Below are 21,054 nucleotides of genomic sequence, written 5' to 3' on the forward strand. Positions count from 1 at the left end.
GCTTTAAATGAGACTTTGTTGTTACGACACAATAAATCTCAGTGCAACATACAAAACTATCAGGTCATCCGATAATCAGTCAGTTACTTTCTTTTATTCCTCGGGAGATTGTCGACCAAGCTTCGGACACTTTTCAATCAGACCGCTATTATAAGACCATGGACACTTGGAAACAGCTGGTGTTCATGCTTTATGGGGTAGTTTCCAAAGTCCATTCGCTCAACAGCTTATGTAAGTGCCTGTTGTTTTTGGGGCAGAAACTTAGCTACCTAGGTATCACTACTCTTCCTGCGAGCAGTACCCTTTCGGATGCCAACCGCAAGCGTCCCAATGAGGTGTTCGGCTACATCTACTACCTACTTTTGGCCTATTATCGTTCGGAGATTTCGGACAGTTACCTCAGCTTGCCCATCAACGGAGAGGTATCTCCCGATCGGATAAAACTGTTTGACTCCAGTACGGTTACCTTGTTTACCGATGTATTCAAAGGAGCGGGAAGGAACCCCATGAACGGCAAGAAAAAGGGAGGGCTGAAGGTTCATGCCCTGCTTCCGCTGGACAATATGGTGCCTGAACTGATCTGGCTTACACCGGCCAGCAGCAATGACAAAGATTTCCTCGGACAGCTGAAGGTAGAACAGGGAGCCATTTACGTGTTTGACAAGGGCTATGTGAACTATGCGGTTTATAAAAAATGGACAGAGATTGGTGCCTTTTACGTGACTAGGCTTAATGAAAATGCTACCTATGAAGTGGTCAGCCAAATCCGAACCGACATCCACGACTTCCTTTCCGGAGGCACTATTCTGGATCAGCTGGTTGAGCTAAAAACTGATCAGGGGCCAATGAAGGCTAGATTGGTCACTTACAAAGATCCATTGACAGGCAAAGTGTTCCGCTTTCTAAGCAACCTGTTTGACTTTCAGTCCCACACGATTGTGTTATTGTACAAAAACCGCTGGGAGATCGAGCCGTTCTTTAAGCGGATCAAGCAAAACTTCGAACTGGGCTATTTTTTCTCGGACAGCCGGGAAGGGATCAAATCACAGGTATGGATGGTTTTGATTGCCAATCTGATATTCACGGTGATTCACAAGAGGATCAAAGAAGCGGAGCAGTTCACCACCTTAGTGTCCATGGCAAGGGCTAACTTGATATCCTATGTCTGCTTCCAAACCATATTAAAAACCAACTACCTGGCAGCAGAAGAACGAAATCTGGAAATAGTGCAATTAGATATCTTTAAAAGTGAGCAGGAGAGTGTTTTGAGAAAGAAAGAAAAATCACCCTAAATAGCCTGTAAACGCCTTATTTTTCACCTTCAAAAATTTACTCGGATGACAGTAATTTTTTAACAGATAATAATTGATTTATTATGAATTCTAACTTACTGGAATTTTTGAAAGACATTAAAGAGAAGGTTAATCAAGTTGATTATTTACCAGAGGATATTCAAAAATTTCAAACAATTCCAATTCTAAACACGCAGTGTATATATATTTACGATTTCTCAAGAAATAAAATTGTTTATTGCAGAAATGCAAACGTTTTAGGATTTAATGATGAAGAGTTTTCCATAGAACATGCTAGCAATTATCATCAAGATGATAAAACTTTAGTAAATACAGTGACTCAATCAGCCATTAAATACGGTATTGAAGATGATATGATAGATCACAATTGTTGTCTTGAACTGACTTTTCGGTTAAAAAGAAAGGATGGTACCTATGTACAAGTTTTAAAACAAACCACAGTCTATCATTTGGATGATAGCCATAGAATGTCGACGAATGTGACTATTCTTAGTGATATCAGTTTTATTCAAACCCCTGGATATGTGAATTGGTCATTTAAATTGAATAATTTAAACAGTGATCACTTCGAAAACAAAATCTGCGGCGACATAAAAAATATTTTTTCAAATAAGGAATTGGAACTACTACCTTACTTTATAAAAGGAGTATCTAGCAAAAAAATAGCCGATCATTTTTTCATCAGTAAACTTACGGTTGACACACACAGAAGAAATATAAAAAGTAAATCTGGATGTAAAAACATGTATGATTTACTCACTTTTTCTAGCCGAAATAAGTTGATTTTAATCAATTCTCTTTTTTAATAAAACAATTTTGGCTGTGCCAGAATATTTCCAATTACCAAACTTAATTAGGGCTTATTGGAAAATCCCTCCGGAATTGCGGTATAAGCTCTTTTTTTGCGTTTATTCTTTAATCTGTCAAACATGTAAGTAATTCTCCTTTTTTCTGCTGATTTCACACCATGAATACTTTAAAATCCTGACATATCTACTTTTAACGATTAGTCAGGTATGGTTTTTCAAACTTCCGAACAATTGTTAAGAAGTAAGTGGTACCTGAGAGGATGACGAAAACTCAGGTATAGAAAATCACCTTGCAGTAAATATTGCAATTAGAGAGTGATTTGGAGGTGTTTATAATACTTCCCATTGGTTGAACCAAAGAATAGGTTTGCTAAGTTAAGTTTTATATGATCAAGGATTGGCTTTTGGTTGAGGTAGGAAAAGTTATTCTGGAATTTTTCGGCCCCTTCAAAGGCCTGGAAAAATTATGGAAATAACTTTTTCGTAACCACTCCTGTTGAGACCATTCAATGTTTCGGCACTAGGCAGCCTGTTTAACAGGTTTTTTTTCATAGCGATCATTGGGCTTTTGTTCGGTAGTATGGTGGGTTTTCTGGTTGTAATAGTCCATGTGTGCTTTAATGCCATCGGCTAATTCAAACCCATCTTTGCATGGATTAAGGTAGATGTAATCATACTTGATGGATTTCCAGAATCGCTCGATCCAGACATTGTCCAAAGCTCTTCCTTTGCCATCCATGGAGATCTCAATCTCTTGGCTCTGAAGGTAGTCAATCCAGCGTGCTGAGGTGTATTGTGAGCCTTGATCCGAATTGATGATTTCAGGCTTTCCATAGCGAAGTATTGCCTCTTGCACCACCTGAAGGCACCAAGCCGCATCCTGACTGTTGGAAAGACCCCAAGCAAGAATTTTTCTGCTATAGACATCCATGACCGCAGTCAGGTACATAAATCCCTTGGCCATCGGCACATAGGTAATGTCTGTAACCCAGACTTGATTGGCTCGATCAATCTTCAAGTTTCGCAGCAGATAAGGCCGAATGTATTCCCGTAATCCTGCTTTGGTTAGATTTTTCCTTCGATACAGCGTCTGTCTGCCCATCACTTTGAAAAGCCTCCGGATTCGTTTGTGGCCCACAACAAAGCCCAGAGCAGTAAGCCAATACACCATCGAGTTCACCCCTTCGGTGGGATGATTTATCAGATGCTTGTCCATGAGCAACATCATTTCCAGATTTTCAGCTTTCTCCTCTTTTGGTTTGTAGTACAAATTGCTTCTGGAGACACCCAGCACACTGCATTGCGCTCGAATAGATAAGGTACCTGAATGAGGTTCGATCAGGTTGATGCGCCCTTTCATATCCCCAGTTTCTTGCAACTTTTTTTTAAAAACTCGTTCTCGACTTTTAAGTTTGCCGATCTGAGCGTATAGCTCGTCCACATCTGGGCCTTGTTCTTCTTCATTTTTCATGCCTTTTTCAAAAACACTGGACATGTTTTCAAGAAATTCGCCTTTCCATTTGGAGATGATTACAGGACTCAGCTCAAACTTGAGCCCAAGCTCTGCTAGGGTTTGTTGATTCTTGACTGCTTCTAAGGCTACTTTTGCCTTGAATTCGGGAGTGAATTTTCGTCGTGTTTGCTTCTTCATTTCAGAGTTAAGTTAGGATGTTTTTTTAACCTAACCTCTGGTCTGAATTTTGGGGAGTATTATAGTTTTACTGCAATATAAATTTGTAACATATTGATAATCAATATATAAAAACTAGGTCTAATAACAAGCGTTTCCTAAACGCTAGATCCAAGTTCGATTCCTAGGTAGGCAACCATAAATTAAAAAAGCCACCCGTTCGAGCAGCTTTCTTGATTTACAGATACTTCAAAAACTTACTTCAATCCCCCGATCATCTCCTCAGGCTTAACCCACTCGTCGAATTGCGCTGAGGTAAGTAAGTTTAAAGCTATTGCTGCTTCTCTTAGGCTTGTTCCTTCTTTGTGCGCTTTCTTGGCAATTGCAGCGGCGTTTTCGTAGCCAATATATGGATTCAGCGAAGTCACCAGCATCAGGGAATTCTCCAAATGACGCTGGATCATGGCCATATTTGGCTCAATGCCAATGGCACAGTTGTCATTGAAGGACACGCAAGCATCTCCAATCAGTCTTGCTGACTGCAAGAAATTCGCTGCAATTAATGGTTTGAACACGTTCAGTTCGAAGTGGCCTAGCGATCCACCGATGGAAATGGCTACGTCATTTCCCATCACCTGAGCAGCTACCATCGTGATTGCCTCCACTTGTGTAGGATTGACTTTGCCCGGCATGATGGAGGATCCCGGTTCGTTTTCAGGAATCAGGATTTCACCGATTCCTGATCTTGGGCCTGATGAAAGCATCCGAATGTCATTGGCTATTTTCATAAGAGAAACAGCCACTTGCTTCAATGCCCCATGCGCTTCCACCATTCCATCATGAGCCGCTAGTGCTTCAAACTTGTTTGGCGCAGTGACAAAGGGAAGACCGGAAAGTTCCGCTATTTTTTTTGCGACCAACTCAGAATAACCCTGTGGAGTATTCAAGCCGGTACCCACTGCCGTTCCGCCCAATGCCAGCTCGGAAAGGTGTGAAAGCGTATTTTTCAATGCCCTCAATCCATGGTCCAACTGGGCCACGTACCCGCTGAACTCCTGTCCCAAAGTAAGTGGAGTGGCATCCATAAAGTGGGTACGCCCGATTTTTACAACTCCTCTAAAAGCTTCTGACTTTTCAGCCAGGGTATCTCTCAATTTTTGCACTCCGGGAATGGTATTTTCTACTACCATCTGATAGGCTGCGATATGCATCGCCGTCGGATACGTGTCATTTGAGGATTGAGACTTGTTGACGTCATCGTTTGGGTGAATTTTCTTTTTGGCATCTTCCAGAGAACCTCCCAAAAGCACATGGGCACGATAGGCGATCACTTCGTTTGAGTTCATATTGGACTGTGTACCGGAACCGGTCTGCCACACCACCAAAGGGAATTGCTCGTCATGCTGCCCGGTAAGGATCTCGTCACAAACCTTGCCGATAATGTCCGCCTTATCCTGTTCCAAAACACCCAATTCGGCATTGGTCAAAGCCGCTGCTTTTTTCAAGAGAGCAAATGCTCGGATAATCTCAATCGGCATGCGGTTTTTCTCGCCTCCGATTTTAAAGTTGTTGATGGAACGTTGGGTCTGAGCTCCCCAATATTTGTCAGCAGGAACCTCTACTGGCCCCATGGTGTCTTTTTCGATTCGGATAGACATATTTTTGGTATATGGGTTTGAATACAAAGCGCAAAGGTAGGGACTGAAGGTCTTTTAGCCTAAAAAGTGCGATGGTTAATCCTTTCCCTTCATCTCAAAATTAATTAACTCATGGAATACTTCCCGTGAGGCTTTTACTTGCCTGTGAAAAAAGAACATGCCAAGCACGTAATTGAAAACAGCCAATCCCAGGCAAATGAATCCATAGGTTTGATTACCTATCGCTGCAATATAGAAGACCGTGAAAGCCAGCAAAATCAGACTCCAAAAAGCCAGAAAAAAAATTGCACCCGGAAAGAGCCTATATCTGATGAAAATGATACTTCCCCTTGGGGTAGACTCCACTTCTCCGGTGATTAGCGGCAGAAAAGTATCTCCTCTGTCAATCACTTTGGAAATTCTGAATCCTTCCTGACCGATCATTCCATTGAATTTGATTTTGGGGTCCGACATCGTGCGGGCATCCAGATAGTTTACCTCGCGGGTCACACGAATCAGGTGCCCCAAAATTTCCTTCTTGGAAAGGGCACTAACTAATGTTTCGCTATGGTGTGGCAATAGAGTCAAAACAAGCTATTTGACGGCAATACAGGAAATTTCCACATTCACATTTTTAGGAAGCTTACTTACCTCAACTGTTTCCCGTGCCGGAGGGTTTAATTTAAAATACTGACCATAGGCTTCATTGATGGTGCCAAACTGTCCCATTTCTCGAATAAAAATGCTGCACTTCACCACATCTGAAAAAGAAAAGCCCGCAGTGCGGAGGACTGCCTCCATGTTCTTCATTACTGCATGCGTCTCCTCCGTAATATTTTCGTTGATTAGCTCACCGGTGTCCGGATCTAATGCAATCTGCCCTGAGATGTAAAGGGTGTTTCCTGCCAAAACGGCCTGTGAATAAGGACCGATCGGTGCGGGAGCTTCTGAGGTAAAGATTATTTGGTTGGGCATGGTGGGTGTGTGGTGAGTTGTTATTGGTTATTGGTTATTGGTAACTGGTAATTGATCATTGGTCATTGATTATTGATCATTGGTTAATTGTGAGTAGTAATTCGTTATTAGTTATTAGTTATTTGACCTTGATAAATTTGGCAATTGATAATTGGAAATTGATCATTGATAATCGGTTATTTCAGCATTCTGACTTACTTCTGCCAACTGAGACTGAATACTGATCACTATTTTCTGCGGCTGCAAACTGACCAACGCCTACTTCATTTTGGCTTCATTCCAATAGACATCCATTTCAGCCAAGGTCATCTCACTTAGATTTTTGCCGCTTTGTTTGGCTGAATTTTCAAGATATTGAAAACGCTTGATAAATTTTAAATTAGTCCGCTCAAGAGCCTCTTCAGGATCAATCTCGATGAATCTCGCATAGTTTATAAGGGAAAAGAGCAAATCCCCAAATTCAGCAGTCGCCCTTTCTTTATCTATTACCTTTTCATCGACAGCATTAAATTCTTCTTTGAATTCCTGCATTTCTTCCTCCACTTTTCCCCATACCTGCTGTTTTTCTTCCCAATCAAAACCAACACCACGTGCTTTTTCCTGAATTCTCATGGCTTTGATCAAAGCAGGCAATGACTTGGGTACGCCTCCTAAAACTGAGACATTTCCCTTTTCTTTCAACTTGATTTTCTCCCAATTTTGACTGACTGTATCTGCATCGGTGGCAATGGTATTGCCATAAATATGTGGATGGCGTCGGATTAATTTTTCGCAGAGGGAATGGGTCAAAGTCGCTATATCAAAATTACCCTCCTCGGAGCCTATCTTGGCGTAGAATACGATGTGGAGTAAAATATCTCCAAGTTCTTTTTTTATTTCTTCCGGATTTCCTTCCAAAATCGCATCCGAAAGCTCAAAAGTTTCCTCGATCGTTAAATGCCTCAGGCTCTCTGTAGTCTGCTTTTTGTCCCATGGACATTGCGCTCGTAGCTCATCCATGATGGTCAATAAACGATCTAAAGCGGCGAGTTGCTCGGCTCGGGTACTCAATTTTGACATGACTTGGGAAACTAAGAGGGAATTGTGAACGTTTTCGAAGTAAAGCTTTAAATTTGCGCAAATTTCTCCGTTATGACAACAGTATTCATTACCGTAGGTTTCGTGGCATTATTCTTCATCCTGATGTCAGTGAGGCTCATATTCCTTAAAAACGGTGAATTCAAGGGTACTTGTGCATCCCAAAGTCCTTTTCTCAATAAAGAAGGAGCTACTTGCGGGTATTGCGGAAAAACCATGGATTCCACTACCGCTTGCGGCAACCCCGACAATGAGGTGGACAAGGTGATGGCAAAATTCAAATAAAATCAGATCCTGTCTGAGACAGGATATTTTAGATATTCACTTTTACTAAATCAACTTACGTGTCGCTTATCAAATCTATTTCAGGAATCAGGGGAACTATTGGCGGAAAAGCCGGTGAGGGACTCACTCCTGTGGACGTTGTAAAATTTACCGCAGCTTACGGAGCCTGGGTCATCGAAAAAACGAATAACCCCAAAGTTGTAATCGGCAGAGATGCCAGAATTTCAGGTGACATGATTTCCAGACTGGTATCGGCTACCCTTCAGGGTATGGGCATTCATGTGATTGACCTCGGGCTGAGTACGACACCCACTGTAGAATATGCCGTTCCCCTCGAAAATGCCGGCGGGGGAATCATCCTGACAGCCAGTCACAATCCGATTCAATGGAACGCCCTAAAACTGCTGAATTCTGTCGGTGAATTTATTTCGGATGAAGAAGGAAAATCAATTCTGGGAAAAGCAGAAAATGAAGATTTTTCCTTTGCTGAGGTAAAAAAACTGGGTTCTTACTCCAAAATAGATGATTACATCGACCGTCACATTCAGCATGTGTTGGATCTTGATCTGGTAGACGTCAAGGCGATCAAAGCAAGAAATTTCAAAATTGTAGTAGATGGAGTTAACTCTACGGGAGGGATAGCTATCCCAAAATTGCTTCGTGCACTGGGAGTCTCTGAAATTGAGGAAATGTACTGCACCCCAAACGGTCACTTCCCACACAACCCTGAGCCACTACCTGAAAACCTTCGAGACATCTCTAAGAAATTAGAAAAAGGGAGCTTTGATCTGGGAATCGTAGTTGACCCGGATGTGGATCGACTGGCCTTTGTTAATGAAGACGGTTCTATGTTTGGTGAAGAATACACATTGGTGGCAGTAGCAGATTATGTGCTGAGCAAAACTCCCGGCAATACCGTATCCAATCTCTCTTCTACCCGGGCGCTTCGTGATGTAACCGAAAAAAGAGGTGGCACTTACACCGCCGCCGCAGTTGGTGAAGTCAATGTGGTAAATCAAATGAAGGCTGTAAATGCCGTCATCGGTGGAGAAGGAAATGGTGGAATTATCTACCCCGCTTCCCATAATGGTCGAGATGCATTAGTCGGAGTGGCCTTATTCCTGACGCATCTGGCAAACTTTGGTAAGTCAAGCTCTATGCTGAGAGCGACCTATCCCAACTATCACATTTCGAAAAATAAGATTGAACTGACTCCTCAAATCAACGTGGATAATATCCTTCTCGAAATCAAAAACAAATACAAAAAGCATCCAATCAATGATATTGACGGCGTGAAAATCGAGTTTGAAAAAGAATGGGTTCATTTGAGAAAGTCAAATACAGAACCGATCATCCGAATTTACTCCGAGTCAGAATCTGAAGCGACGGCGGAGCATTTGGCAAAGAAAATAATGCAGGACATCAAAGAAGTAGTCAGTGCCTCTATGATCTAACCTGCAATTCTCAGCACCCCAACCCTAAAACGATGAAGGTTTATTTTGACAATGCCGCCACCACAGCCATGGACGATCGGGTGATCGAAGCCATGCTTCCTTTTATGAAATCTCATTTTGGAAATCCTTCCTCCGTCCACAGTCATGGACGTGAGGTGAGAAGTGCCATCGAGAAATCCAGAAAAAAAGTAGCGGAATTGCTTAATGCCAGTCCCTCGGAGATTTTCTTCACATCGGGTGGAACCGAGGCCGACAACACCGCATTAGTATGTGGAATTGAAAGCCATGGGATCACACACGCCATCACTTCCCCGATTGAGCACCATGCAGTACTTCATACGCTGGAAGTTTTGGCAAAAAAAGGAGCGGTCAGACTCCACTTACTTGAAGTCAATGAAAAAGGGGAAATCAATCTGGACCATCTCAAGTCTTTGCTGAAAGAGAACCCAAAAAGTCTGGTCTCCCTAATGCATGCAAATAATGAAATCGGAAACCTGAATGATTTGGATCGCATTGGAACATTGGCAAAAGAATATGACGCATTTTTTCATTCGGATACTGTTCAGACAATCGGGCATTTTATACACGACCTGAAAAACCTGCATGTGGATTCCTTAGTTGCAGGCGGTCACAAATTTCATGGCCCTAAAGGCTCGGGGTTCCTTTTTGTGAGAAAAGGCAAAAAAATCCACCCGCTTATCCATGGTGGAGCGCAGGAGCGCAACATGCGTGGAGGAACTGAAAATGTGATTGGAATTATCGGAATTGCCAAAGCACTTGAACTTGCCTATGAAGATATGGCAGGCCACCGCACACACATTGAAAAGATAAAAACGCATTTCATCAAAAAGCTCACAGATGATATTCCGGGAGTATCATTCAACGGACTGTCAGAAGATTTAGAAAAAAGCCTTTATACGGTTTTGAATGTGAGTCTTCCGCCATCTGATTCTAACCGCGGCATGTTGCTTTTCAATTTAGACTTAGAAGGGATATCTGCTTCGGGTGGGTCTGCCTGCAGCTCAGGAGCAACTGTCGGTTCTCATGTGCTAAGAGCACTGGATCACAATCCGGAACGCGATTCTGTACGGTTTTCCTTCAGCCGCTTTAATACCATTGAAGAGGTCGACTATACGGTTGGAAAGCTAAAAGAACTTTACGCTGTTGAAGCTTAATAAAAAGCGGATGTCTCAAAAGGACTGATGGTGTCAACCTGAGCGGAGTCGAAGGCCATTTGCAGTGAATTCAACCGCATTTTGATTTCCCACCACGGTGGGCAACCTGCTCAATGTGACAGACAGCAGTTAGGAGACAGCCTCTTTTTTATTCCCCCCAATTCTTCCACTGTTATTTTGCCGGTTTATATCCAATAGCGTAAGGAGTCCAGATTTCGTAGATCGGTGCTCCTGTTGAGCTCAGACCACTGTGATGCCATTCCCCATCGATTACCTGAAAATCAAATCCTAAACTGGCGCCTACGCGGGAGTTATCTCTTGAGAAAAAGGTGATGTTTTCGATGTATTTCCCATTTACTGCAGAGTAAGTCCCGCCACCTGTACCAGAAAACTCCCTGGTTTCCGAGTTGAAAGCGATCCATTGAAACCGACCTCCACTCAATATTTTGACTGTTCTCCGAGCACCGGGAGTAGAACGTGAGATTTGATCGTCACTTTTTCTTCCGGTAATCACCCAATTGCCGGTCAGGTCATCTTTTGCCTCAGATATTCGTTCCCAGATTTCGACCAGCATCCCGTTGTTTGTATTTGCAGAAAGCACGAGTTTTTTTCCATCCAGTTCGATTTTAAAGGGAGTGGTTGTACCGATCTGAAGCGGATTAAGTGTAAAAAAATCAAGCGTTTCGGAATATTTATCCCCTTCAAATTTATATGGACCACCACCGGCTCCGATGAAGGTATTGTCTGCTACATTTTTGACACCAAAGGCGAAATAATCATCCTGATAAATTTTGATATACTCCTGATCAGTTACCGCATTTCCATTTTGGCTCACCAATTTCCAGGATCCTTCTAGACTTTGACCTAATACCCAACTTGTCAGGAAGAGAAGGGGAAGAAGCAAATATTTTTTCATGGTTAATAAGGTTAAATTCACATGCTATGAAGTTCAGGAACAAAGTACATAATTCCAACATTTTATCAGTGAGTGGCAAATAGAGAGGATCAAAAAAATGAATCAATTATGAGAGATTTTTATTTGGGAGGCTCAATTTCAGAGGTTTTTGAAATGCTGCCAGAATACCGGGTTAAAAAAGTGAAGCTTGGTACCCGGGAAATTGGCCTAGTCCGAATCGGTGAAAGGATTTACGGTTTTTCTTCTTTTTGTCCACATCGGGGAGCTTCACTGATTCAAGGAAGCATCAACTCGCAGGGAGAAATTATCTGCCCTCTACACCAATACCGATTTGAACTTAAAACAGGGCAAGCCAAAGCCGGTGATTGTGCCGATCTTCAAACCTATCCTTGTGAGCTTTCCGAAATAGGCTTAATAATTACGCTGCCATAAATCTCAATGAAGTTTTGACCCATTGGGAACCAATCGCTCCACAGAGGCAAGTACTATTCCTCCTTCAATGGATGTGAATCCTGTGACCAAAACTTCCGACATAAAATCGGCGATTTGCCGTGGCTTGAAATTACAAACACACAGCACCTGCCTTCCTATCAAATCAGCCGGAAGATACAAATCTGTCACTTGGGCCGAGGATTTTTTGACTCCAAGCTCATGTCCCAAGTCTATCCAAATTTTATACGCCGGTTTACGGGCATTTTCAAATAATTCTGCTTGGATAATCGTGCCAACCCTAAGGCCTAATTTGAGGAAATCTTCTAAGTCAATCGTTTGCATAGCCATTTTTTTTCTTAATTTTAGAAACCTTTTGCTAATCCACTAGTTTAACCCTTCATAATTAAATATAACTCATGTTAAATTTAACCGCATCTCATTTTAAAAAGTCGGCATTACTCAGTGTAGCTGTTTTGTTTTTGGCACTGATAGCAGTAGATGCTTCTGCGCAATCAGAAAATGGGAAAATCGAGGAAATTAACAGCAGGAATAGCGATAAAATAATCTTAGAGGATCATACGGTGATCAATGATCATTCATCTCCCTCCCTGCTTGCTCCTAAAGTGAATGTCACTCAAAAAGCCCTTCCCACTTTAGTAAAAAAAGATTTAAACACAGGGGAGGTTATTTCAGAAAAAGAGGCGAGAAAGAATGACTCCCCTTCGACGCTTTCCTTCAACATTTTTTTATATATCGTTGATAAATTTAAAGCAGATTAATAATCACCATCAAAACAAAAAAAGAGGCTTTCGGCCTCTTTTTTTGTTTTATGTGTCTTGTAAAAACTTTTCAAGTTCGGCGAGACTTATTTTCCCTTCATAGTATGCACGGCCAAAAACGGCTGCAGTCATACCCATATCCCGAAGTTTTTTGAAATCATCAATCCCCCTTACTCCTCCCGATGCTGCTACATGGATCGATGGAAATTTGTCAAGAATTTCTTTATAAAGCTCAAAATTCGGACCCTGCATCACACCGTCACGGGTGACATCCGAACACTTGAGATATTTTAAACCTCTGTCATAAAAAAACTCGATATGATCAAAAAGGTCTATTTCAGTCTTTTTAAGCCAACCTTTGATTTTTATTTTATGGTCTTCTGGATTGGTGTCTGCTGCCAGATTTATTTTTTCTCTCCCATAGGATAAAAGGAACTGAGCAAATCGCTCCGGGTGATTTGCAGCTGCAGAGGCAATGGTCACAGTTTTGGCACCAAACTCAAAACACTTAATTACGTCACCATCCGTAGAAACTCCTCCGGTAAAATCAACTAATAGATCTGTGTATCCTGCTATGGCCTCTAAAATGTGATAATTTTTTGGTTCACCTCTTCTTGCTCCATCAAGATCGACCAAATGAAGTCGTTTGATTCCAATACCCTCAAATGTCTGCGCAATTTCCAGCGGGTTACTTGAAATCACCTCCTGAGTTGCAAAATCGCCTCTTTTCAAGCGGACACATTTACCATCAATTAGCCAAATGGAGGGAATTATTTCAAACATGGATTTTTGGATTCGTGAGATTTGGAAAATTGAAAATGTAATTGCTTGCTTAAATATACTACTGATGCGCTGTATAAAAAGCGGCAAAAGCCAAAACTTTACATTTTCACAAAAGAGCCGGGTAATTCTATGCCTCTCCTATAAAAAATAGCAGTTTTTTTATCAATGAATCAAACGCCCAATTCTGCCATTGCCTCCAGAGGCCCAGGTTGAATTTCCGTCCGAAGAAACCTTGACAGCATGGTACCCGGTCATTGAAAAATTTTCCCAATTCAATCCCTCATCCTTTGAAAAATCTGAGCCAGATGGGCCAACAGCAATCACAATTCCAATCTTCTTGAAATACCCCAAACCTGAACGATATCCAAGAGGTGAAGCGATTGGATTCTCGAACGAATCGCCACCAAATCTAACAGCATTTCGATCCCTGAAATCAGGTTTGGTATAATCACCACCCACAGCTACTATTCCTGATTCAATACTTGTGACCGCAAAAATCCCCTGAGAAGCTTCTCCTTGAAGCATGGGAGTTTTTACTTTATCCCATGTTTGATCCGAAAAATCATATAAATATAAATTGGATATCGATCCTCCTGTCCCAAAAATCAATCCTTTTTTGGTAGCAATTAAGGAGGAAGCACTAGCTGCAAAAGCAGCCTCACCTGTTTCTGCTGGAGGCAAATTCTCCAAAGACTTCCAGTTTTTACCTCCATCCAAGGTCTCTAAGACCATCCAATTCCCATTGACAGGGTCTCCGATCAGGAATCCTCTTTTTTTATTTAAGAAACTTATCCCGTCAAAAAAGGCCTGATCGCCTTCCTCGTGAACGCAATCCCACGTCCTGCCCCCGTTTTCAGTTCTTAAAATAAGAGCAGGCTGACCTGCTGAGGCCACCACAGCGGTATTTGCATCAAATGCCTGTATTGATCGAAAATCTACCGAATCCAAACCTGCAATTACGCCATGTTCCCAAGTTTCTCCTCCATTTGTGGTTTTGAGCCAAGTTCCTCCGCTTCCACTTGCCCAACAAACTTGACCTGAAACAGGTGAAAGCCCCCTTAGGGAGGCTTTCACAGGTGTATCAAACTCTTTCCATTGAAGATTTTGAGATTGGGAAAAAATCACCCAAAATAATCCCAGGAACAAAAGCGTACTTAACTTCATACAATGTCCACTTTGCGATAAGCTTCAATCAGTGCTTTTTCACCGTCTACTCCCGGCAAGGCATTGCCGTGCTCCATCCCCATTACTCCGGTAAATCCCTTGGAATTGATGTATTTGAACACATTTCCATAATGAATCTCTCCAGTCCCCGGTTCTTTACGGCCGGGATTGTCCCCAATCTGAATGTAGGCAATTTCGCTCCAGGTTTTCTCCATAGTCGCGATGAGATTACCCTCATTTCGCTGCATGTGGTAAATATCGTAGAGGATTTTACAGCTCGGACTGCTGACTGCCTTGCAGATCATGTAGGTCTGATCCGCATGACGGAGAAAGAGATCCGGATTGTCACTCAATGGCTCCAATACCATGGTCAATCCATGTGGCTCAAGAATTTCAGCAGCTCTTTTCAGGGCTTCAATCACATTCCCTGTCTGTACACCCATCGGGAGATTGCGCTCAAAATAGCCCGGTACAACGGTCGCCCATTTGGCACCTACCCGTTTGGCTACCTCAACTGACTCTCGGCAGGTTTTGAGAAAAACATCCAAAAATTCCTGCTTTCCGGTAGTCAAAGAAACTTTCCAATTGTCTCCGCCATCGATTACAAATACACCCATTCGCATGCCCAGATCATTGAGGGTTTTCCCGATCAACTCCTGATCTGCCACCGACCTTTTCAGCATGCCGTTGTCTTCCAATGACCGGAATCCCTGGTCTGCCATGAATTTCAATTCATCGACAATGCCTCCGGGAGCAGAATTTTTAAACATTCCGAAATGCGGCGCAAAGTCCATTTTAAAGGTTGGAGCCGGAACTTTTTCAGCTCCAAAAGCAGGAATACTCATCGCTCCGGCTGTACCCAAAAGGGCACTGCCTAATCCCATTCGCTTAATAAATCCTCTTCTTTCCATAGTTTAAACGACTTTGGATTTACCAGGAATGGCATGTGGATAATAGCCGTCAGCTCCAGGAAGGATCTTCGGCATAGCATCCCAAGCCAGTTTTTCAGGGAATAAGTCCACAGTACCGTTTAGCGCTTCATCCCAAGTCAGGACCTTCCCTGAATAGGTAGCGTAGCGTCCCATAATCGCAGTCATGGTGGACTTAGCGGCATTCTCTGCATCGGCAAACTTGTATTCGCCTTTGACCAAAGTTGCCCATAGTTCATCATGCTCAGTCTGATATGGGTTAGGCTGATTTTCCCGATTGTGGGTATAGATTGGATTTCCCTTCCAGTCAGTCATCACGCCATGGTTGCCCGCACTCAGGAAAACCTTTCCTTTGGTTCCTTGGAATGTCTCATCCACACGATTGGCAGCACCCGGGAAATGGCGGCACTCGGAGTGAATCACAGAGCCATCGGCATAGGTAAACGTTATCACGTGATGGTCGAAAATTTCCCCGTGGTCTTTGCCGGTTCGGACAGCCCGTCCTCCGGTTCCTTCTGCTTTTACCGGGTAGGAATTTTTAGCCCAATTGGCAATGTCAATGTTGTGAACATGCTGTTCTACGATATGATCACCACATAGCCAGTTGAAATAATACCAGTTTCTCATTTGGTACTCCATCTCGGTTTGCTCCGGCTTACGTTCACGCACCCAGACTCCGCCATCATTCCAGTACACTTGACCGCCGACGATTTCTCCCAAATCCCCGTTGTGAACTCGCTTCATGACCTCGCGGTAGTTGTTCTGATAGTGACGCTGTAGACCAACGACCACGTTTAGTTTTTTGGCTTTAGCCACTTCAGCGGCAGCCAATACTTTTCGGATGCCTGCAGCATCGGTAGCCATTGGTTTTTCTGCAAAAATCTGCTTCCCCTGATTTACTGCTTCTTCAAAATGGGAAGGACGAAAACCCGGAGGCGCGGCCAATATCACCACGTCAGCCTCAGCCATTGCTTTTTTGTATCCGTCAAACCCGACGAATCTTTTTTCAACGGGCACATCTACTTTATCTTTACCATACTTGTCAAAAATAGCTTTGTAGCTACTGTCCATTCGATCCTGAAAGGCATCTGCCATGGCAACCAATTTGATTGGGTGTCCAGTCTCGAAAGCCTGAAATACTGCACCGGTGCCTCGGCCTCCGCAGCCAATGACGGCGAGCTTCAGCTCATTTGCAGGAGCTGCATACGCCCCCGGAACGATAAAAGAAGGGGCCAAAATCCCCCCTGTGACCAAGGCCGAAGTTTTGATAAAGTCCCTCCGTGAATTAAGAGTTTTCATAGATATGGTTAGTTAGGGTTGTTAATAATCAGCAATAGGTTCTTGATTGTAATAGGCTTGAATTTCCTCCGGAGAAGGTGGAATCAGCGGCCTCACGATTCTCAATCCAATAAATGGAGCTTCGGGGAACCACCATTGGCTTTTTGGAATTTGAGGATCGATGCGTTTCCAGGCCGGATCGGAAATTTTACGGACTGCCGACCCGATTTCATTGTCTATTGTTTTAAAGCTTCCGCCGCGTACCACGTGTGGATAAAGTTTCTCTGCTGGATTGAAGGGATTTTCTTTTCCGGATCTAGTGTAAAAATCAGGCTCATACCCGTCAATAGTCCATTCCTGTACATTTCCGTAAATGTCAAAAAGTCCCCAAGGATTCGGTTTCTTTAAGCCCACTGCTTGGGTGCTTCCCTGACTGTTTGAATTCGTCCATGCATATTCGGAAAGCAAAGTATCATTTTCTCCAAAGAAAAACCGTGATTTGGAGCCTGCCCTTGCAGCATATTCCCATTCGGCCTCTGTCGGAATTCGATAGAAAATGCCAGTTTTCAAATAGAGCCAATGACAGTATTGAAGCGCCCCGTATTGGGTCATCCCCACCGCAGGCTTTCCTTCTTTTCCCATCCCGAAAGTCATGTCTAAATATGGCAAACTGGGTCGAGTCAAACCATCCACCCGCTCCCCAAGCCCCCCTTCAGTCATCGATTCTTCAAAGTGTTTATCCAAAAAAAGCTCAAAGGCATCCCAAGTTACCTCATGAACACCCATCCAAAAGGCATCCAATTTCACTTCATGAACGGGGTTTTGATCAGGAAAATCGGGATCATTGGAACCCATCAGAAATGTCCCGGCAGGAATGGGAGTCATGTCAAAGGTCACTTCCGTGCCTGGAATTCTTTGGGTGTAAGCTTCAAACACGGCACGCTCATTCAGCTGAAAGCTCATCAGTATGAGGCCGGATGCCGCAAAGTACTTCTTCATGGTTATGTTGGGCAATTTCAAAATTTAAATTACGTTATTCTGCTGCTATTGGCTTAATTCTTTTGATAAATGGTGACGAAATAGGTAAATCCCATCGTCTTTCAGGTAAAAAAGCAAATATTCTCCAAAGAGCTCAATCTTTCTGATTTCTCCTTTTAAAGAAAGGCCGGATTGAACAGAAGAAAGTGCCTTGAAGCCTCCCATTCCATCCCCAAGGAAAACCAAACCATGATTGGCGTCGTAACGACCAAACTTGATTTTCGCATCAAAAAGATTTCCCCCCAATACTAGATCGGGATTCCCATCTCCATTCAAATCTTTAAATACCGAGGCAAAAACAGGAGAGAACTGGGCTTGTACAGGCAAGAGCTTAGCTTGAAATTTACCACTTTGGTCCAAAACATAATAACTTGTTTCTAATCGGTTGATAAATGTGGATCGACTGTCTTTTCGCTCCTCCTGAGTGAAAAGATTATCCATTTTCACTTCTGAGAAGCTTTTAAAATCCAAGTATCTTTTCTTCAAAAACAAGACCTGACCGAGGACCTCGTCCCGACTAGGTGAAGGATATTTTTCTCCCTGAATGTAATAGCCCAAAATGGCATCGGTGGAACCGTTGGCATCAAAATCCTTGTAAAGCAATTCCATGGGCTGGGTGTCAGAAGCAAAAAGCTGGGAATTTTTGCCATGATTTCCGATGAAAAGCTCCGGCTTTCCATCCAAGTCCCAATCCCCGATCAGTAGGTTTGACCAAAATCCAACCTGTGGCAAATCGAAGTAAACAGAGGTTACATTTTGCCAAATAGCTCCGGTTTTAGTAAAAATCGTGACAGGCATGGAATCTCCTACCAGAATCAATTCTGGCTTACCATCTCCGTTCAAATCTGCAAAACCTGAATCTGTGATCATGCCCAGATTTTTGAAATCCGGAGCCAAAACAGCAGTTTGGTCAGTGAAATTTCCCTTGCCTTCATTTGTCCAGATACGCACTCCGGGAGAAGTGGGGTATTGTCCCGGGACTACACGCCCACCAACAAAAATATCGTCAAAGCCATCTCCATTGAAATCAGCAGTCGCTAAAGTACCAGTTGGAAAGGACTCTTTTGGAAGTCCATTTGGAGACATTGAAAAATTGCCCTTGCCGTCGTTGAGGTACAATCGGACTTGAAGTTCGGCATCACCCAGATTAAACTGATGCATCCCTCCACTTCCGACCACAAGATCTAAAAACCCGTCTCCATTCGCATCAAAACTCAGGACATCGGAATCTTCAGATAGAGCCGCCGCAAGGAATGCGGTGGAATCGGTTCTGGAAAATCTCCCATCCCCCTGACCAAATATCAATCGGGCGCTGACTCCTGCACCTCCGCCCAAAAAGATGTCGGGATTGCCATCACCATTGAAATCCTCCACTGCCATGGCTTTCCCGTTTCCGGAGATACCAAAGCTCAAAAGTGGCTGTCTCTTGAAATCATTGACTGTTTGGGCTTTGGAGGACGGGATTTTAGCCACTTGCGTAAATAGTGGCTGGGGTTTTACCGTTTTTGAATTTTGACTTTTTCTTGCTTCAGCTTGTGAAACGATGAAAGATTCGTTGACATTTAAATCCTTGAGAATGGAAACTTTACCACCGGGCCAGTGTACATGGACTGAATCGGTTTTTGTGTTTTGACCCACTCCAAACACCAAAATTGGAGTGACTGAAGACTGAAATCCCCGGTAGATATTTTGCTCTTGAACTTGCGTTATTCCTCCGGCGAAAACTTTCACGAGTGCGCCCTGACCGATGGTATTTTGCCCCTCGCCCTTGAGTTCGATTTTCAGAAAATTACCTTTCCCCTTTTGAACCGCAAGATTTTCATAGACAAAAGCCGTCGCGTTGATGTTGTTGATGATCAAATCCAGATCTCCGTCATTGTCCAAATCTGCGTAGGCGGCACCGTTGCTGTTTCCGTTTTGCGAAAGCCCCCAAGCTTTACTTACATTTTCAAAGGTCAGGTCACCATTATTGCGAAAAGTATAATTCTTCAGGTTGGATGAGCTCATAGACTTGACCAGATTGAGTAAATCCTCACGCTTCAATTGACCTCCCGCGGTTCGGACGTAATTATCCATGTATTTCAGGAAATCCTGGTTGTTGTAATCTCTCAAATACCCGTTGGTGACGTACAGATCCTTCCAGCCATCGAGGTCAAAATCCGAAAAAAGTGCCGACCAACTCCAGTCAGTATTTGAGATTCCTGCCAATTGACCTACTTCCTGAAAAGTCCCGTTTCCCGCATTGATGTGGAGCATATTCCGCATGTATTGGTAGTGAAATCCACGGTCCAGATTTAATTGAAACAGTTCAAAATTATCCGGTGCAAGGAGTAGCTTCTGCCGAAGATTATCCTCGGGAAGCATATCCAATGTAAAAATGTCCATCAAGCCATCATTGTTGATATCAGCGATATCATTTCCCATCGAAAAATGAGAAACATGATCGAGCATCACCTGAATTTCATCTTTGAATTTTCCGTTTTTCTGGTTGATATACAGGTAGTCTGGCATGGAATAGTCATTGCCGATGTAGATATCCGGCCAGCCATCTCCATTTACATCTGCCACCGAAACACCCAATCCATAGGACAAGCTGGAACTTGAAATCCCGGCTTTTTCGGTTAATTCAATGAATTTTCCATTTTGATTTTCAAAAAGCTGGGAGCCTGCTTCGTGCTTCTCTTTCAATAAATTTTTGGTGACAGTGGCATCATGATTTTGGATGGATTTGGTATTATGATTCAGTAGAAACAAATCCAAATCCCCATCCAGATCAAAGTCAAAAAATGCCGCAGAAGTAGAAGTTGCGTCAGAGGCTATCCCGTATTCTTCCGCCATTTCTTTAAACTGAGGAATCCCATTTGGGTCATTTCCCCGATTGACAAAAAGCTCATTTTTTCGCTTCTCCGGCAATAATGCTCCGGAGTGACAGAGGTAAATGTCCAATTTGCCATCCCCATTAATATCGACCAGGACTACGCCGGTTTTCCAGGGACCAGGTCGACCACTGGCTCCGGAGGATTGTGTGATGTCTTTGAACTTAAGATTTCCCACATTCAAATAAAGTTGATTTTGGCCCACATTGGCCGAAAAATAAATATCTTCCAAGCCATCCTGATTAAGATCCCCTACGGCTACACCTCCACCATTGTAGAGGTATTCATACATCAGGACGTTTAAGTTAAGATTTTCTTCAATTGGATTGGAAAAAGTAATTCCGGTAGAATCAGCGCTTAGTAACCGAAAGAGTGGGTCAGAAGGTGTGGATTCCTGGACTGGAGTTTGTTGCACAGCTTTTTCACAGGAAAAAATAAGCCAAGATAATAGCAGTAAGCAAAAGGAAATTGGAAAGGTCTTCATATAAATAAAGTCTGAGCCAC

Annotated in this window: 20 protein-coding genes; 7 read left to right on the forward strand and 13 right to left on the reverse strand. The window is 43.0% G+C overall.

Annotated elements, in window-relative coordinates:
• The first annotated feature begins 41 nt into the window (after positions 1-41).
• Positions 42-1,292 carry an IS4 family transposase gene (locus BLQ81_RS12020; protein WP_092730304.1) on the forward strand — a complete coding sequence of 417 codons (1,251 nt, stop codon included), beginning with the start codon at positions 42-44 and terminating at the stop codon, positions 1,290-1,292.
• Between the two features lie 83 nt (positions 1,293-1,375).
• Positions 1,376-2,119, forward strand: coding sequence for a LuxR C-terminal-related transcriptional regulator (locus BLQ81_RS12025; protein WP_092730306.1), 744 nt, complete (start codon positions 1,376-1,378; stop codon positions 2,117-2,119).
• A gap of 523 nt (positions 2,120-2,642) precedes the next feature.
• Here BLQ81_RS12025 and BLQ81_RS12030 read toward each other — a convergent pair.
• From BLQ81_RS12030 to mazG, 5 genes are all read right to left on the reverse strand, one after another.
• Entirely contained in the window at positions 2,643-3,773 is a 1,131-nt protein-coding gene (locus BLQ81_RS12030; protein ID WP_092730308.1) for an IS3 family transposase, read from the reverse strand.
• 236 nt (positions 3,774-4,009) lie between these two features.
• Positions 4,010-5,410 carry a class II fumarate hydratase gene (gene fumC, locus BLQ81_RS12035; RefSeq protein ID WP_092730310.1) on the reverse strand — a complete coding sequence of 467 codons (1,401 nt, stop codon included), beginning with the start codon at positions 5,408-5,410 and terminating at the stop codon, positions 4,010-4,012.
• A 75-nt stretch (positions 5,411-5,485) separates the two neighbouring features.
• Complete coding sequence (locus BLQ81_RS12040) at positions 5,486-5,977, reverse strand: hypothetical protein (protein WP_139183625.1); 492 nt, start codon at positions 5,975-5,977, stop codon at positions 5,486-5,488.
• A 6-nt stretch (positions 5,978-5,983) separates the two neighbouring features.
• The gene (locus BLQ81_RS12045) at positions 5,984-6,364 is read right to left on the reverse strand and encodes a RidA family protein (protein ID WP_092730314.1); all 381 of its coding nucleotides are present in this window, start codon (positions 6,362-6,364) and stop codon (positions 5,984-5,986) included.
• Positions 6,365-6,622: 258 nt separating this feature from the next.
• Positions 6,623-7,423 (reverse strand): nucleoside triphosphate pyrophosphohydrolase, encoded by an 801-nt coding sequence (gene mazG / locus BLQ81_RS12050; protein ID WP_092730316.1) that lies wholly within the window; start codon positions 7,421-7,423, stop codon positions 6,623-6,625.
• 72 nt (positions 7,424-7,495) lie between these two features.
• Between mazG and BLQ81_RS12055 the strand changes: the two genes are divergently transcribed.
• The 3 genes from BLQ81_RS12055 to BLQ81_RS12065 are packed head-to-tail and all read left to right on the forward strand — an operon-like array spanning position 7,496 to position 10,355.
• Positions 7,496-7,726: a hypothetical protein gene (locus BLQ81_RS12055; protein ID WP_092730318.1), complete on the forward strand. Its 231-nt coding sequence runs from the start codon at positions 7,496-7,498 to the stop codon at positions 7,724-7,726.
• 59 nt (positions 7,727-7,785) lie between these two features.
• Entirely contained in the window at positions 7,786-9,180 is a 1,395-nt protein-coding gene (glmM, locus tag BLQ81_RS12060; RefSeq protein WP_092730320.1) for a phosphoglucosamine mutase, read from the forward strand.
• 32 nt (positions 9,181-9,212) lie between these two features.
• Positions 9,213-10,355, forward strand: a complete 1,143-nt coding sequence (locus BLQ81_RS12065; RefSeq protein WP_092730322.1) for a cysteine desulfurase family protein — start codon at positions 9,213-9,215, stop codon at positions 10,353-10,355.
• Between the two features lie 172 nt (positions 10,356-10,527).
• Here BLQ81_RS12065 and BLQ81_RS12070 read toward each other — a convergent pair whose 3' ends face one another.
• The gene (locus BLQ81_RS12070) at positions 10,528-11,271 is read right to left on the reverse strand and encodes a hypothetical protein (protein WP_092730324.1); all 744 of its coding nucleotides are present in this window, start codon (positions 11,269-11,271) and stop codon (positions 10,528-10,530) included.
• A gap of 108 nt (positions 11,272-11,379) precedes the next feature.
• Between BLQ81_RS12070 and BLQ81_RS12075 the strand changes: the two genes are divergently transcribed.
• A complete protein-coding gene (locus BLQ81_RS12075) occupies positions 11,380-11,703 on the forward strand; it encodes a Rieske (2Fe-2S) protein (protein WP_092730469.1) in 324 nt (107 codons plus the stop codon).
• 3 nt (positions 11,704-11,706) lie between these two features.
• Here the strand turns inward: BLQ81_RS12075 and BLQ81_RS12080 are convergent, their stop codons facing one another.
• The gene (locus BLQ81_RS12080) at positions 11,707-12,045 is read right to left on the reverse strand and encodes a tRNA-binding protein (RefSeq protein ID WP_092730326.1); all 339 of its coding nucleotides are present in this window, start codon (positions 12,043-12,045) and stop codon (positions 11,707-11,709) included.
• Between the two features lie 74 nt (positions 12,046-12,119).
• On the opposite strand from BLQ81_RS12080, the gene BLQ81_RS12085 reads away from it, so the two are divergent.
• On the forward strand, positions 12,120-12,482 hold the full coding sequence (locus BLQ81_RS12085; RefSeq protein WP_139183626.1) for a hypothetical protein: 363 nt from the start codon (positions 12,120-12,122) through the stop codon (positions 12,480-12,482).
• A gap of 48 nt (positions 12,483-12,530) precedes the next feature.
• Here BLQ81_RS12085 and BLQ81_RS12090 read toward each other — a convergent pair whose 3' ends face one another.
• The 6 genes from BLQ81_RS12090 to BLQ81_RS12115 all read right to left on the reverse strand — a co-directional run bounded on the left by BLQ81_RS12090 (position 12,531) and on the right by BLQ81_RS12115 (position 20,965).
• Positions 12,531-13,265, reverse strand: a complete 735-nt coding sequence (locus tag BLQ81_RS12090) for a 1-(5-phosphoribosyl)-5-[(5-phosphoribosylamino)methylideneamino]imidazole-4-carboxamide isomerase (protein ID WP_092730330.1) — start codon at positions 13,263-13,265, stop codon at positions 12,531-12,533.
• A 162-nt stretch (positions 13,266-13,427) separates the two neighbouring features.
• Positions 13,428-14,429 (reverse strand): WD40/YVTN/BNR-like repeat-containing protein, encoded by a 1,002-nt coding sequence (locus BLQ81_RS12095; protein ID WP_092730332.1) that lies wholly within the window; start codon positions 14,427-14,429, stop codon positions 13,428-13,430.
• Complete coding sequence (locus BLQ81_RS12100; protein WP_092730334.1) at positions 14,426-15,340, reverse strand: hydroxypyruvate isomerase family protein; 915 nt, start codon at positions 15,338-15,340, stop codon at positions 14,426-14,428. The genes BLQ81_RS12095 and BLQ81_RS12100 overlap by 4 nt, the downstream gene beginning before the upstream one ends.
• A gap of 3 nt (positions 15,341-15,343) precedes the next feature.
• Positions 15,344-16,657, reverse strand: coding sequence for a Gfo/Idh/MocA family protein (locus tag BLQ81_RS12105; RefSeq protein ID WP_092730336.1), 1,314 nt, complete (start codon positions 16,655-16,657; stop codon positions 15,344-15,346).
• A gap of 21 nt (positions 16,658-16,678) precedes the next feature.
• Entirely contained in the window at positions 16,679-17,635 is a 957-nt protein-coding gene (locus BLQ81_RS12110) for a formylglycine-generating enzyme family protein (RefSeq protein WP_092730338.1), read from the reverse strand.
• A 45-nt stretch (positions 17,636-17,680) separates the two neighbouring features.
• Positions 17,681-20,965: a VCBS repeat-containing protein gene (locus tag BLQ81_RS12115; protein ID WP_245693253.1), complete on the reverse strand. Its 3,285-nt coding sequence runs from the start codon at positions 20,963-20,965 to the stop codon at positions 17,681-17,683.
• Between the last annotated feature and the right edge of the window lie 89 nt (positions 20,966-21,054).

Source organism: Algoriphagus alkaliphilus (assembly GCF_900103735.1).
Classification (GTDB): domain Bacteria; phylum Bacteroidota; class Bacteroidia; order Cytophagales; family Cyclobacteriaceae; genus Algoriphagus; species Algoriphagus alkaliphilus.

Coding starts and splice junctions, on each gene's coding strand:
- BLQ81_RS12025 (WP_092730306.1), top strand. CDS start 1,376: ATGAATTCTAACTTACTGGAATTTTTGAAAGACATTAAAGAGAAGGTT.
- BLQ81_RS12030 (WP_092730308.1), bottom strand. CDS start 3,773: ATGAAGAAGCAAACACGACGAAAATTCACTCCCGAATTCAAGGCAAAA.
- fumC (WP_092730310.1), bottom strand. CDS start 5,410: ATGTCTATCCGAATCGAAAAAGACACCATGGGGCCAGTAGAGGTTCCT.
- BLQ81_RS12045 (WP_092730314.1), bottom strand. CDS start 6,364: ATGCCCAACCAAATAATCTTTACCTCAGAAGCTCCCGCACCGATCGGT.
- mazG (WP_092730316.1), bottom strand. CDS start 7,423: ATGTCAAAATTGAGTACCCGAGCCGAGCAACTCGCCGCTTTAGATCGT.
- BLQ81_RS12055 (WP_092730318.1), top strand. CDS start 7,496: ATGACAACAGTATTCATTACCGTAGGTTTCGTGGCATTATTCTTCATC.
- BLQ81_RS12065 (WP_092730322.1), top strand. CDS start 9,213: ATGAAGGTTTATTTTGACAATGCCGCCACCACAGCCATGGACGATCGG.
- BLQ81_RS12070 (WP_092730324.1), bottom strand. CDS start 11,271: ATGAAAAAATATTTGCTTCTTCCCCTTCTCTTCCTGACAAGTTGGGTA.
- BLQ81_RS12075 (WP_092730469.1), top strand. CDS start 11,380: ATGAGAGATTTTTATTTGGGAGGCTCAATTTCAGAGGTTTTTGAAATG.
- BLQ81_RS12080 (WP_092730326.1), bottom strand. CDS start 12,045: ATGCAAACGATTGACTTAGAAGATTTCCTCAAATTAGGCCTTAGGGTT.
- BLQ81_RS12085 (WP_139183626.1), top strand. CDS start 12,120: ATGTTAAATTTAACCGCATCTCATTTTAAAAAGTCGGCATTACTCAGT.
- BLQ81_RS12090 (WP_092730330.1), bottom strand. CDS start 13,265: ATGTTTGAAATAATTCCCTCCATTTGGCTAATTGATGGTAAATGTGTC.
- BLQ81_RS12095 (WP_092730332.1), bottom strand. CDS start 14,429: ATGAAGTTAAGTACGCTTTTGTTCCTGGGATTATTTTGGGTGATTTTT.
- BLQ81_RS12100 (WP_092730334.1), bottom strand. CDS start 15,340: ATGGAAAGAAGAGGATTTATTAAGCGAATGGGATTAGGCAGTGCCCTT.
- BLQ81_RS12105 (WP_092730336.1), bottom strand. CDS start 16,657: ATGAAAACTCTTAATTCACGGAGGGACTTTATCAAAACTTCGGCCTTG.
- BLQ81_RS12110 (WP_092730338.1), bottom strand. CDS start 17,635: ATGAAGAAGTACTTTGCGGCATCCGGCCTCATACTGATGAGCTTTCAG.